The following is a 13,673-nucleotide window of genomic DNA, read 5'->3' on the forward strand; positions in this document are numbered from 1 at the left end:
TCCGTCGCGGGCGCAGGAAATTTGAGAGGAGCTGTCCTTAGTACGAGAGGACCGGGATGGACACACCGCTGGTGTACCAGTTGTTCCGCCAGGAGCATAGCTGGGTAGCTACGTGTGGACGGGATAAGCGCTGAAAGCATCTAAGCGTGAAGCCCCCCTCAAGATGAGATTTCCCATGGAGTTAATCCAGTAAGACCCCTTAGAGATGATGAGGTTGATAGGTCTCGGGTGGAAGCATGACGACATGTGGAGCTGAGAGATACTAATCGGTCGAGGACTTATCCAAGATTTAAAAAAGGCGAAGTCTTTTTGACATAATTCAATACACACACTATCTAGTTTTGAGGGAATCATATGATGAACTCAACTACATAACAGGATTACTTCTAAACAAAGTAATTCAAGTTAATTAGTTTAGTGACGATAGCGATGAGGTCACACCCGTTCCCATGCCGAACACGGAAGTTAAGCTCATCAGCGCCGATGGTAGTTGGGGGCTTCCCCCTGTGAGAGTAGGACGTTGCTAAGCAAAATAAAAAAACATTACGTCAAATGACGTAATGTTTTTTTGTGTCTGGACATATATTCCACTATTTTATAAAAAACAAGCTCTTTTGGACTTCGTTTGGACATCTTTTCCGTTATTTGACGAAAACACAAGTAATAAACTTCTGTTTTTCTAATGTAACGGAACAGATGTCCGATAGTATCTCGAAAACTTACCTTTTTCTTAAAATAGCGGAACATATGTCCGTAAGGGCTGTAACACTGTGTCGTCAGACACAAATCGTTTTCAAAGCCTATTTTTGTATATTAATCCCAAAATGGATATAGAAGTCCAAACAATCTCCAATCTTTTCAATATGCTAGTAGTGAAACGTTGAAATGATCTTTTTTGATCATGAAAAAGCGAGTAAAAGGAGGATTTCCATGTCTGTTGCTCATTACTATGATTTATGTCAAAAAAGTGTAGGGCGAGCTGTTGAAATTAGAGATATTCATGGTCAAGTGCATCGAGGAATTATTGAAAGAGTTGACCATGAAACGGTGTATTTACGACCATTAGATGGAGCGCAAATGCCTCCGCAAGCAGGACCAGGTGGTCCAGGAATGTTCTTTTGGGGCTTTGGCCCAGGATTAGCAGCCGGTGCTTTATTTGGGATTGGGCTTGGTGCCATTGCATCGTTAGCATTTTTACCTTACCCATATGTTTGGTAATAACTCCTGGATGTTCAAAAGGAATATTCCTTTTGAACATCCACTTTTTTTTACGAAAGGGGTTTTTGAAGGTGAGTTCGATGAGTAAATCTGATGATTTTCTATTTGAAACAGCACGTCTAGCGATGAGAAGCATAAAGATGACTGACAAAGAAGTTATTTATCAATTATATACTGATCCAAAAGTCATTCGTTTTGATAATACAAATGGAATAAAATCAATGGAAGAAGTTGAATCCTTTATATCACAGTTAGCGCATCCATACGTTCAGTACCACACTGTACGCTTTGCCATTATTGAAAAAGAAACAAATCAAATGATCGGTACTTGTGGGTTTCGGAATTGGGACCGAACTTCATCTCATGCTGAAATCGGTGGGAACATAATAAGTTCTTGTTGGGGGAAGGGCTTTGCAACAGAAATTGTACCTGCTCTAGTACGATATGGGTTTTATACTTTTAACTTAAATAAACTTCATGCGTACACTGTTACAAAAAATAAAGCTGTCGTGAAATTATTAGAAAAAAATCATTTTAAAAAAGAAGGCATTTTAAGACAATACTATCGTATCAATGAAAAATATGAAAATGTCTATTTATATGGAAAATTGAAACAAGAAGAACTAAAGAAAGAGCCCAAAACGACAAACACCGACAAAAGAAAAGTCTAAATTCTCAAAGGTAGGGGCAAGTCGCTAATCAATTATTTTTTTTGAGAATATGCTAAAGAGAAAGGATAAAAAATGTGGTGATTGTCATGACTGATGGACAGTTGACGATAATCGGGAGTTGGCTTGATGCGATCGGCCAAACTCTGTCGGCTATTGCTTACACTTCTTTGCTAAGAGGAGTTCGACGCCCTGAAGAAGAAGAACTGTATCAACGAATGATTGTTGTTGGAGAAGGATTACAGGCCGTTGGGAATGCCTTAAATGCGGTGGAAGAGGAAGAGCCGATTGGAGCGATTGGAGATTGGGTAGAAGCTGCAGGTGCAGCGACAAGTTCGTATGCGAATGCACGGCAAATCGAACAAGTAACTTTAGAATACCAACAGCTTGAAGTACTAGGTGATGCGCTACAGTCACTAGGCCCAGCGATTTCTAATCTTGTAGAAGAAGACTCAAGGTTTATTGTTGGAAATAATCTTCAAACGATTGGGGCAGCAATAGAAGCAACAGGGGGCTTGTTTGAAATTAAGAGTGATGAGCAAAAAGGCCTTCTCCTATCATCAATAGGAAATTGGCTTCAAGCGGCAGGAGCCACACTACAAGCGATTATTGTAACGAAAGAACCGACAGCCGACAATTCATAAAGAAGGTGGAAAAAGAATCATTCCACCTTCTTTTTTTGCATGGTTTTGTTTCGTTTGGAAAAAATAACATTAAGATTCCAAAAGGAGGATATTATGCCGAAAATTCTTTCCACTAGTATTTATGACCCTCCGTACGAAATGAACCAAACGGACATCACTGAATTTGCAAGGGAAGTCTTTCACGAAGATTTTAAAGATATTGACCGTCTGTTACAAGTGTTTTCAAATGGAGAAATCAGGAAGCGACATTTTTCAGTGCCTCTTTCATGGCATAGTGAAAATCATACATTTGAAGAGAAAAATGACACGTATATTAAGCAAGCGACAGAGTATGGAAAAAAAACGATAGAAGCGTGTGTAACAAATCACGATTATTTACAGCAATCGATTCCTATTGAAGAAATTGACGCTTTGTTTTTTATTTCAAGTACGGGTATTTCCACACCAAGTATTGAAGCGAGAATTATGAATACCCTCCCTTTTAAGCCGACGACAAAACGAATCCCTATTTGGGGGTTAGGATGTGCAGGAGGGGCAGCCGGATTAAGTCGAGCCTATGATTATTGTTTAGCATATCCAAAAGCAAAAGTACTCGTATTATGTGTGGAGTTATGTAGCTTAACGTTTCAAGTAAATGATCGGTCAAAAAGCAATGTAGTGGGGACATCTTTATTTTCTGATGGTGTTGCTTGTGCGTTAGTTGTTGGTGACGATGTACAACAAGAACAATATACGGGAAAACGGGCTATCCCACAATTGCAAGGAACAAACTCTCGTTTATTGAAAAACTCAGAAGACATTATGGGCTGGGATGTGAAAAACTCAGGTTTACATGTAGTCTTTTCAAGAAGTATTCCGAACTTGATACTTAATTGGTTTGAACCGGTTGTTTCCGACTTTCTATCAGAATTTGAATTGACCAGCAAAGATATTGAACAATTTATTGCTCATCCCGGTGGAAAAAAAGTTTTGGATGCTTATGAGTCTGCCCTTAAGTTATCAAAAGAGAAAACAACACCATCACGATATATATTAGAGAACTATGGAAATATGTCGTCCCCAACGGTTTTATATGTATTAAACCACGTTATGAAACAAGGTGGGCAACCAGATCAGTATGGTTTAATTGCTGCACTTGGTCCCGGATTTAGTTCAGAATTATTATTACTACAATGGAAATAGGAGTGATAAAATGCTCTTTTTTTTAATGATTATATCAATTGTCGTTTTGCAACGGGTGTTAGAGTTACTCATTGCAAATAGAAATGCTACATGGATAAAAAAACAAGGGGGATATGAAGTTGGACAAAATCACTATAAATATATGGTAATGCTTCATATCGGCTTTTTTGCTTCATTATTAATCGAGGTTCTTGTCGCGCAGCGGCCACTTCTTCATTTGTGGCCGATTCCCTTCAGTCTATTTGTGTTAGCGCAAGCAGGAAGAGTATGGAGTTTATCGTCACTTGGACGCTTTTGGAATACAAGAATTATGATTTTACCTGGGGCAAAGGTTGTAGCAAAGGGACCTTATCGCTTTATCCGCCATCCTAATTATTGCATTGTCCTACTTGAGCTCATCACACTACCACTCTTATTTCAAGCGTACTTCACAGTATGTTGTTTTCTGTTCCTCAAACTAGTGATTTTGTCTATTAGAATTCCGTTAGAAGAAAAGGCGTTAATGGAGGCAACAAATTACCAAGCTGTTTTTTATCCGAAAACAGATGAATCATAGTATAGAAAGGAGCAATGTGCTATTTCTATACTTTTTTACTCTGTTAGAGAATGGTTGCCTCTTTAGAAAACGGGTATAGGGGAAGAAAGGCGAAAGGCAAGAATGAGGGGGAATGAGAGTTGAATTGGTTATTAGAAAATGCGTTTATGATGATTGTCATTATTTTAGCTATCAATATCGTATATGTGACGTTATTTACGGTTCGGATGATTTTTACGTTAAAAGGACAACGCTATTTTGCAGCCACGGTTAGTATTATAGAAGTGATTATTTATATTATTGGGTTAGGTCTCGTGTTAGAGAATTTAGACCGTTTAGAAAACTTAATTGCCTATGCAGTTGGATATGCGATTGGAGTATTAATAGGGATGAAAGTGGAAGAGAAGCTAGCATTAGGTTATATTACAGTTAACGTCATTACGAAGGAGTATGAACCTGATATTCCAAATGCTTTACGGGACAAGGGCTATGGTGTTACAAATTGGGTTGCGTATGGACGTGAAGGGGAACGGCTCATGATGGAAATTTTAACGAGTCGGAAGTCGGAAATGCATTTATATAAAACGATAAAAGAACTAGATGAAAAAGCATTTATTATTTCTCATGAACCAAAAGCATTTTACGGTGGATTTTGGGTGAAAGGAATTAGGAGGTAAATATGAGTAAAAAGAAAAAGTTCTATTTAGAAGAGGATGAAACAATAGATTCATGCTTAAAACGAATGGATGATGAGGGGTATACACCAGTGAGAAGAACTGAAGAACCCGTATTTCAAGAAGTGAAAAACAGTGGTCAAACAGAATACATTCCAATTCGCCAAAAAATAGTATTTGAAGGAGTAATCAAGGAGAATCACTCCTAATAGTAAGTAGAAAACGAACATTATTCTAAATCAGCAATATAACGTTCGATATTTGATTGACAAATCTTCTAACAAAATATAAGATGAACATATCGAAAAAAATTGAACGTTACCTCATATAATATCGGGGATATGGCCCGTAAGTATCTACCTAATGACCTTAAATCATTAGACTATGAGGGAAGGCAGAAGCTCTTATTAACTAAGAGTTTTGTTTTTTGCAATGGTCATGAAGCCTTGCTGATGGAAGCTTTCTCTCGCTTATAGCCATCGCAAGGCTTTTTTATGCCTTCATTTACATACTAAACGTTTGCACTAGGAGGAAAAAAGCAATGAAGCCACTTGTAGGTGTCATAATGGGAAGTATTTCAGATTGGGAAACAATGAAACATGCCTGTGATATGTTGGACGAGCTAGAAATCCCATACGAAAAACAAGTTGTCTCTGCTCACCGTACACCAGATTTAATGTTTGACTATGCTGAAGCGGCAAGAGAAAAAGGACTAAAAGTCATTATTGCAGGAGCTGGAGGTGCCGCACACCTACCAGGTATGGTCGCAGCGAAAACCGTCGTGCCTGTCATTGGGGTACCTGTGCAATCGAAAGCGTTAAATGGACTAGATTCTTTATTATCTATCGTGCAAATGCCTGGTGGAGTACCAGTAGCCACTGTAGCCATTGGTAAAGCAGGTGCTACAAATGCTGGCTTATTGGCTGCACAAATCGTTGGTGCGTTTGATGAGAAAGTCGCCGAAAGTTTGGAGAAAAGAAGAGAACAAACAAAACAACAAGTAATGGAAAGCAGTGACCAACTATGACAGTCATAAAGCCAGGACAAACAATCGGGATATTAGGAGGGGGCCAACTCGGAAGGATGATGGCCCTATCTGCACGTGAAATGGGATATCGCATTGCTGTTTTGGAACCAACTGAACATTCTCCGTGTGGACAAATATCTGATGTTGAAATCATTGCAACTTACGATAGTCGTGAAGGAGCAATGAAACTAGCAGAAACCTGTGATGTCTTGACATATGAATTTGAAAATATAAACAAAGAAACAGCGAAATGGTTAGAAAATCATTTATACTTACCTCAAGGGTATCAGTTATTAGAAATGACTCAACATCGAGCAAGAGAGAAACAAGCCATTACTTCTTTTGGTTTACCTGTTGCACCATATCATGTAGTTGATTCATTGGAAAAGTTAGACAATGCACTTGAACAAATTGGAGTTCCTGCCGTATTAAAAACGTGTACGGGAGGATATGACGGGAAGGGACAAGCTGTCATTAAGCAAAAGTCAGACAGCAACTATGCTTTTGAACAGTTACAAGGAAAAGGAGAACTAATTGTAGAACAGTGGGTTCCCTTTATTAAAGAGCTTTCCGTAATTGTCACGAGAAGCGTTCATGGTGAAGTGACAACATTTCCTGTCGCTGAGAACATTCACCGGAACAATATTTTACATCAAACAATTGTACCAGCAAGAATTCCGGAACATGTTCAAGAACAAGCAAGAAAAATGGCGGTTGATTTAGCAGAAGGGTTAAATATGAAGGGGACACTTGCGGTGGAAATGTTTTTAACAGAATCGTTTGACCTTTATATTAATGAGCTAGCACCGAGGCCTCATAATTCTGGTCACTATACGATGAATGCTTGTGAGACCTCTCAATTTGAACAACATATTCGAGCAATATGTGGATGGCCGTTAGGTGGAACAACCCTTGTGAAACCTGTTGTGATGGTTAACATATTGGGAGAACATCTTCAATCTGTGTTAGATAATCTACCAAAGTATTCAACGATGAAACTCCACTTATATGGAAAAAGTGAAGCAAAAGAAGGAAGAAAAATGGGACATCTTAATGTTCTAGCTGATTCTGTAGAAAACGCACTACTTGAAATTGAAAAATTAGCCATCTGGCCTAATGAATAATAGGAGGACAAAGAAATGATTGAACGTTACACACGCCCGGAAATGGGAGCGATTTGGACAGAGCAAAACCGTTACCAAGCATGGTTAGAGGTAGAAATCGTAGCCTGTGAAGCATGGGCTGAATTAGGAATTATTCCAAAAGAAGATGTTGCGAAAATTCGTGAGCATGCTAGTTTTGATGTGAACCGTATTTTAGAAATTGAACAAGATACACGTCATGACGTAGTTGCATTTACAAGAGCAGTTTCCGAGACATTAGGAGAAGAAAGAAAATGGGTTCACTACGGATTAACATCAACAGATGTTGTTGACACAGCCCTATCTTACTTGCTCCGTCAAGCTAATGAAATTTTACAAAAAGATATAGAAAACTTCATTGATATTTTAAAAGAAAAAGCATTAGAGCATAAAGATACAGTGATGATGGGACGTACTCATGGTGTTCATGCGGAACCGACAACATTCGGTTTGAAATTAGCATTATGGTATGAAGAAATGAAGAGAAACTTAGAACGTTTTAAAAATGCAGCAGAACGTGTTCGTTTTGGGAAAATTTCCGGTGCAGTTGGAACGTATGCGAATATCGACCCGAAAGTCGAACAGTTTGTTTGTGAGAAACTAGGATTACAAGCGGCTCCTATTTCTACGCAAACATTACAGCGTGACCGCCATGCAGAATACATGGGAGCATTAGCTTTAATTGCAACGTCGATTGAAAAATTTGCAGTTGAAATTCGCGGTTTACAAAAAAGTGAAACAAGAGAAGTGGAAGAGTTTTTTGCTAAAGGGCAAAAAGGATCATCGGCGATGCCACATAAACGTAACCCAATTGGTTCAGAAAATATGACGGGTCTTGCTCGTGTTATCCGCGGTCATATGCTAACAGCTTATGAAAATGTTCCATTATGGCATGAACGTGATATTTCTCATTCATCGGCTGAGCGTATCATTATTCCAGATGCAACGATTGCGTTAAATTACATGCTTAACCGTTTTGGAAATATCGTGAAAAACTTAACGGTATTCCCTGAAAACATGAAACGAAACATGACTAGAACATACGGCTTAATCTACTCTCAACGCGTATTGCTTTCTCTTATTGATAAAGGCATGGCACGTGAAGAAGCATATGATTTAGTTCAGCCAAAAACAATGGAAGCATGGGAAAAAGGAATTCAGTTCAGAGAGCTAGTGGAAGCTGAAGAACGTATTACGTCAGTTCTTTCACCAGCTGAAATTGATGATTGCTTTGATTATAACTATCACTTAAAAAATGTCGATACGATTTTTCAACGGGTTGGCTTACTCTAAAGAGAACGAAGAAGTGGAGGCGATTGGGATGGAGAAAAAAGAGCTACTTTATGAAGGTAAAGCAAAACGCATTTATGCAACAGAAGATGAACAAGTGTTATGGGTGCAATACAAAGATGAGGCAACTGCTTTTAATGGAGAAAAGAAAGATACCATTGAAGGGAAAGCTAGATTAAATAACGAGATTACATCGATTATTTTTCAAACATTAACAAAAATGGGCATCGCGAATCACTTTGTAGAACGACTTTCTCCAACAGAACAGCTAGTAAAAAAAGTGACAATCGTTCCACTCGAAGTTGTTGTCCGCAATATCATTGCAGGAAGTCTTTCAAAGCGACTTGGAATGGAAGAAGGCACACAACTAGACCAACCAATCGTAGAGTTTTACTATAAAGACGATGATTTAGGCGACCCAATCGTTACCGAAGACCATATTCAAATTTTGAATATTGCAACACCACAACAATTAGAAGAGATGAGACAAATGGGGCTTGAAGTAAATAAAGCCCTACAGCAATTATTTGCTAACATTAATGTCCGTCTTGTTGACTTTAAATTAGAATTTGGAGTAACAGAAGAAGGGGTCTTACTTCTTGCTGATGAGATTTCACCAGATACATGTAGATTATGGGATAAAGATACAAACCAAAAGTTTGATAAAGATGTTTACCGTCGTAACTTAGGAAATTTACAAGATGGATACCAAGAAATTTTAAATCGCTTAGGAGGCTCATCATGTTAAAAGTAAAAGTATTCGTAACATTAAAAGAAAGTGTACTAGACCCACAAGGAAGTGCCGTAACATCGTCGCTACACGCCCTTTCATATAATGAAGTAAAAGAAGTTCGTATCGGAAAATATATGGAATTGACACTTGAAAAAGGTGACTATGATTTAGATACAAGAGTGAAAGAAATGTGTGAAAAGCTTCTTGCCAACACTGTTATTGAAGTATTTCGTTATGAGGTGGAGGAGGTTCAATCATCATGAAATTTGCCGTCATAGTCTTTCCTGGTTCAAACTGTGATGCAGATATGTACCATGCGATAAAAGATGGTTTAGGTGAAGATGTTGAATACGTATGGCATGCAGAAACGAATTTAGATGAGTTTGATGCGATTTTATTACCTGGTGGTTTCTCTTATGGGGACTATTTACGTTCAGGTGCCATTGCAAGATTTTCAAATATTATGGAGTCTGTGATTCAAGCAGCCGAAGCAGGGAAACCCGTGTTAGGCGTATGTAACGGATTTCAAATTTTATTAGAAGCCGGCTTATTACCAGGTGCGATGAAACGAAATGAAAATTTAAAATTTATTTGTCGCCCCGTTAATTTAGTTGTTGAAAACAACGAGACAATGTTTACGTCTGATTATAGTACAGATCAAGTGATTTCCATTCCTGTTGCTCATGGTGAAGGAAACTACTATTGTGATGAAGAGACATTCGCAAAGTTAAAAGCAAACGGACAAATTGTTTTCACTTATGAAACAAATGTCAATGGGTCACTAGAACAAATCGCTGGAATTACGAATGAAAAAGGGAACGTATTAGGAATGATGCCTCATCCAGAGCGAGCGGTAGAGCAGCTTTTAGGTAGTGAGGACGGATTAAAGTTATTTACATCTATTTTACGAAACTGGAGGGAAACCAATGTCGTTACATCGTGAACCTAACGAACAACAGATCAAAGAACAAAAGATTTATCGTGAGATGGGTCTAACGGATGACGAGTTTCAATTAGTAGAAAATATTTTAGGTCGCCTTCCGAACTATACAGAAACTGGCTTATTTTCAGTAATGTGGTCAGAACACTGTTCTTATAAAAACTCAAAAGTATTATTAAAGAAATTCCCTGTTGATGGAGAAAAAGTACTTCAAGGGCCTGGTGAAGGTGCTGGAATTATCGATATAGGTGATAACCAAGCGGTTGTATTTAAAATTGAAAGCCATAATCATCCGTCAGCGATTGAACCATATCAAGGAGCAGCAACAGGTGTTGGTGGAATCCTTCGTGATGTCTTCTCAATGGGAGCAAGACCGATTTCGATTTTAAATTCATTGCGATTTGGTGAGTTAACCTCTCCGAAAGTTAAATATTTATTTGAAGAAGTTGTAGCTGGGATTGCCGGTTATGGAAACTGTGTCGGCGTTCCAACGGTTGGGGGAGAAGTACAATTTGACCCTTGCTATGAAGGAAATCCGCTTGTAAATGCGATGTGTGTTGGTTTAATTGACCATAAAGACATTCAAAAAGGACAGGCAAAAGGTGTCGGCAATACAGTGATGTATGTTGGTGCTTCCACAGGTCGTGATGGAATCCATGGAGCGACATTTGCTTCAGAAGATTTAAGTGAAACGTCCGAAGAAAAGCGTTCAGCTGTTCAAGTTGGGGATCCTTTTATGGAGAAATTATTACTTGAAGCATGCCTAGAACTTATTCAATCAGATGCCCTTGTTGGTATTCAAGATATGGGGGCTGCTGGATTAACATCATCTTCAGCTGAAATGGCAAGTAAAGCGGGTTCAGGAATTGAAATGAACCTTGATGCTGTTCCACAACGTGAAACAGAAATGACACCGTATGAAATGATGCTATCTGAATCACAAGAAAGAATGTTAATTGTTGTAAAAAAAGGTAGAGAAGATGAAATTCGTGAAATTGTTGAGCGTTGGGGCTTAGCGTGTACAGATATCGGACGTGTAACAGATGATAAAACATTACGCCTTCTGCACCAAGGGAAGATCGTTGCAGAGGTTCCTGTTGATGCATTAGCAGAAGATGCTCCAGTTTATCATAAGCCATCAAGAGAGCCTGAATATTATCGTGAATTCCAACAACAAGAAAATAAAGTACCAACAGTTGAAAACCCGAAAGAAACAATGTTAGCGTTACTATCACAACCTACGATCGCAAGCAAAGAGTGGGTGTATGATCAATATGATTACATGGTGCAAACAAATACGGTAGTAAGTCCAGGTTCAGATGCAGCCGTAGTTCGTATTCGTGATACGAAAAAAGCATTGGCGATGACGACCGATTGTAATTCCCGGTACTTATATCTTGACCCAGAAGTCGGTGGAAAAATCGCGATTGCTGAAGCGGCCCGAAATATTGTTTGTTCTGGAGGCGTTCCATTAGGTGTTACAGACTGCTTAAATTACGGAAATCCAGAAAAACCAGAAATTTTCTGGCAGTTAGAAAAGTCAACAGATGGTATGAGTGAAGCATGTCGGACATTAGAAACACCAGTTATCGGTGGAAATGTGTCTTTATATAATGAAACAAATGGAGAAGCTATTTATCCGACCCCTACAATTGGGATGGTTGGCTTAATTGAAGATACGGCTCATATTACAACACAGTCTTTTAAAGAAGCTGGCGATGTTATCTATTTAGTAGGAGAAACAAAGCAAGAGTTTGGTGGAAGTGAACTTCAAAAACTGACGGAAGGCCAAATTTCAGGAAAATCACCAGCGTTAGATTTAGAAGTGGAAAAAGCAAGGCAAGCTCAAGTGTTACAAGCAATCCAAGCTGGATTTGTTCAATCTGCACATGATCTTGCAGAAGGTGGATTTGCAGTTGCTTTAGCTGAAAGTGTGATGGATGGAAATGTCGGCGCAAAAGCAACAATTTCCGGTGATGTTGTAACAGAGTTGTTCTCAGAAACACAATCTCGTTTTCTTATTACAGTAAAGGAAGAAAACAAAGCGGCATTCGAACAAATCGTCAAAGATGCAAAAGTCGTTGGAGCAGTAACAGAAGAAACGGGTGTAGTTATTACACATGAAACAGAAGGTGAAGTCCTTTCTGCCTCTCATAAAGAAATTGAAACATCTTGGAAAGGAGCTATTCCATGCTTGCTGAAATCAAAGGCTTAAATGAAGAATGCGGTGTGTTTGCCATTTGGGGGCATAAAGATGCTTCTCAAATTTCTTATTACGGATTACACAGTCTTCAACACCGTGGACAAGAAGGAGCAGGCATTGTTGTTTCAGATGGTGAAAAGCTATCTATCCATAAAGGAAATGGATTAGTAAATGAAGTGTTTAGCCAAAATGATGTAAACCAATTGCATGGGAAAGCTGCTATCGGCCATGTTCGCTATGCAACAGCCGGAGGGGGAGGAATTGCCAATGTGCAACCTCTTCTCTTTCGTTCCCAAACAGGAAGTCTTGCGATTGCCCATAATGGCAATTTAGTGAATGCGAACCAACTGAAACATCAGCTTGAAAGTCAAGGAAGTATTTTTCAGTCAACTTCAGATACAGAAGTGCTTGCTCATTTAATTAAGCGAAGTGCTTATCCACGCTTAGTAGATAAGATAAAAAACAGTTTAACGATGTTAAAAGGAGCTTATGCATTTGCGGTATTAACGGAAGACCAGATGGTTGTTGCCCTTGATCCGAACGGATTACGTCCACTTTCCATCGGTCGATTAGGTGATGCTTATGTTGTTGCTTCTGAAACGTGTGCATTTGATGTTGTTGGAGCAACATATGAACGTGAAGTAAAGCCAGGAGAACTCGTTGTGTTTTCTGAAGAAGGTGTGTATTCAGAGCAATTTGCAACTAGTGTACCTCGTGCTATTTGTAGTATGGAGTATGTTTATTTTGCAAGACCAGATAGCAATGTAGATGAAATCAATGTTCATACAGCGAGAAAAAATCTAGGCAAGCAACTAGCACTAGAATCTCCTGTTGAAGCTGATGTTGTAACAGGGGTACCTGATTCTAGTATTTCAGCAGCCATCGGTTATGCCGAGCAAACGGGAATTCCTTATGAGTTAGGGATGATAAAAAACAGATATGTGGGAAGAACGTTTATCCAACCTTCACAAGAATTACGGGAGCAAGGGGTAAAAATGAAGCTTTCGGCTGTTCGAGGTGTTGTTGAAGGAAAACGAGTGGTTATGATCGATGATTCTATCGTAAGAGGAACAACAAGTAAACGTATCGTTAACATGTTAAGAGAAGCTGGAGCTACTGAAGTCCATGTCAGAATTAGTTCACCACCAATTAAAAATCCTTGCTTTTACGGAATTGATACGTCAACAAAAGAAGAACTTATTGCGGCAACAAATACAATAGAAGAAATGCGAGAAATGATGGGCGCTGATACGCTGGCATTTTTAAGTGTAGACGGTTTGTATGAAGGGATTGGACGTTCAAAGGAAGTAACAAATTGTGGTCAATGTGTTGCATGCTTTACAGGACAGTACCCAACGGAAATTTACCCTGATACACTTCATCCGCATGACAAATGTTAATGAAAAAGATTACACGA

At 38.9% G+C, this 13,673-nt stretch carries 15 protein-coding genes, 2 rRNA genes and 1 riboswitch; all 17 genes read left to right on the forward strand.

Annotated elements, in window-relative coordinates:
- A 23S ribosomal RNA gene (locus T323_RS0113810) occupies positions 1 to 286 on the forward strand; the annotation flags it as partial.
- A gap of 127 nt (positions 287 to 413) precedes the next feature.
- Positions 414 to 529 (forward strand): 5S ribosomal RNA (gene rrf, locus T323_RS0113815).
- A gap of 401 nt (positions 530 to 930) precedes the next feature.
- Positions 931 to 1,218, forward strand: coding sequence for a hypothetical protein (locus T323_RS0113820; RefSeq protein WP_026673821.1), 288 nt, complete (start codon positions 931 to 933; stop codon positions 1,216 to 1,218).
- An 80-nt stretch (positions 1,219 to 1,298) separates the two neighbouring features.
- On the forward strand, positions 1,299 to 1,889 hold the full coding sequence (locus T323_RS0113825; RefSeq protein WP_156942453.1) for a GNAT family N-acetyltransferase: 591 nt from the start codon (positions 1,299 to 1,301) through the stop codon (positions 1,887 to 1,889).
- 74 nt (positions 1,890 to 1,963) lie between these two features.
- Positions 1,964 to 2,530 (forward strand): DUF6944 family repetitive protein, encoded by a 567-nt coding sequence (locus T323_RS0113830; RefSeq protein ID WP_026673823.1) that lies wholly within the window; start codon positions 1,964 to 1,966, stop codon positions 2,528 to 2,530.
- A 93-nt stretch (positions 2,531 to 2,623) separates the two neighbouring features.
- Positions 2,624 to 3,712: a type III polyketide synthase gene (locus T323_RS0113835; protein ID WP_026673824.1), complete on the forward strand. Its 1,089-nt coding sequence runs from the start codon at positions 2,624 to 2,626 to the stop codon at positions 3,710 to 3,712.
- 10 nt (positions 3,713 to 3,722) lie between these two features.
- Positions 3,723 to 4,268, forward strand: coding sequence for an isoprenylcysteine carboxyl methyltransferase family protein (locus T323_RS0113840; RefSeq protein WP_026673825.1), 546 nt, complete (start codon positions 3,723 to 3,725; stop codon positions 4,266 to 4,268).
- A 146-nt stretch (positions 4,269 to 4,414) separates the two neighbouring features.
- On the forward strand, positions 4,415 to 4,924 hold the full coding sequence (locus T323_RS0113845) for a DUF2179 domain-containing protein (RefSeq protein ID WP_035178760.1): 510 nt from the start codon (positions 4,415 to 4,417) through the stop codon (positions 4,922 to 4,924).
- Between the two features lie 2 nt (positions 4,925 to 4,926).
- A complete protein-coding gene (locus tag T323_RS0113850) occupies positions 4,927 to 5,130 on the forward strand; it encodes an NETI motif-containing protein (RefSeq protein ID WP_026673827.1) in 204 nt (67 codons plus the stop codon).
- A 94-nt stretch (positions 5,131 to 5,224) separates the two neighbouring features.
- Positions 5,225 to 5,326: riboswitch (purine riboswitch) on the forward strand.
- A gap of 136 nt (positions 5,327 to 5,462) precedes the next feature.
- Entirely contained in the window at positions 5,463 to 5,948 is a 486-nt protein-coding gene (gene purE, locus T323_RS0113855) for a 5-(carboxyamino)imidazole ribonucleotide mutase (RefSeq protein WP_026673828.1), read from the forward strand.
- Positions 5,945 to 7,072, forward strand: a complete 1,128-nt coding sequence (gene purK, locus T323_RS0113860; protein WP_026673829.1) for a 5-(carboxyamino)imidazole ribonucleotide synthase — start codon at positions 5,945 to 5,947, stop codon at positions 7,070 to 7,072. Before purE ends, purK begins: the two co-directional genes overlap by 4 nt.
- Positions 7,073 to 7,087: 15 nt before the next feature.
- Complete coding sequence (gene purB, locus T323_RS0113865; protein WP_026673830.1) at positions 7,088 to 8,383, forward strand: adenylosuccinate lyase; 1,296 nt, start codon at positions 7,088 to 7,090, stop codon at positions 8,381 to 8,383.
- A 28-nt stretch (positions 8,384 to 8,411) separates the two neighbouring features.
- Complete coding sequence (gene purC / locus T323_RS0113870) at positions 8,412 to 9,128, forward strand: phosphoribosylaminoimidazolesuccinocarboxamide synthase (protein ID WP_026673831.1); 717 nt, start codon at positions 8,412 to 8,414, stop codon at positions 9,126 to 9,128.
- On the forward strand, positions 9,122 to 9,376 hold the full coding sequence (purS, locus tag T323_RS0113875) for a phosphoribosylformylglycinamidine synthase subunit PurS (RefSeq protein WP_026673832.1): 255 nt from the start codon (positions 9,122 to 9,124) through the stop codon (positions 9,374 to 9,376). Before purC ends, purS begins: the two co-directional genes overlap by 7 nt.
- Positions 9,373 to 10,056: a phosphoribosylformylglycinamidine synthase subunit PurQ gene (purQ, locus tag T323_RS0113880; protein ID WP_026673833.1), complete on the forward strand. Its 684-nt coding sequence runs from the start codon at positions 9,373 to 9,375 to the stop codon at positions 10,054 to 10,056. Before purS ends, purQ begins: the two co-directional genes overlap by 4 nt.
- Complete coding sequence (gene purL / locus T323_RS0113885) at positions 10,040 to 12,268, forward strand: phosphoribosylformylglycinamidine synthase subunit PurL (RefSeq protein WP_026673834.1); 2,229 nt, start codon at positions 10,040 to 10,042, stop codon at positions 12,266 to 12,268. The genes purQ and purL overlap by 17 nt, the downstream gene beginning before the upstream one ends.
- Positions 12,244 to 13,656: an amidophosphoribosyltransferase gene (gene purF / locus T323_RS0113890; protein ID WP_026673861.1), complete on the forward strand. Its 1,413-nt coding sequence runs from the start codon at positions 12,244 to 12,246 to the stop codon at positions 13,654 to 13,656. The genes purL and purF overlap by 25 nt, the downstream gene beginning before the upstream one ends.
- Positions 13,657 to 13,673: the final 17 nt, after the last annotated feature.

Origin of the sequence: Alkalihalobacillus bogoriensis ATCC BAA-922 (assembly GCF_000621445.1) — a bacterium.
In the GTDB taxonomy this organism is placed as follows: domain Bacteria; phylum Bacillota; class Bacilli; order Bacillales; family Bacillaceae_F; genus Bacillus_AO; species Bacillus_AO bogoriense.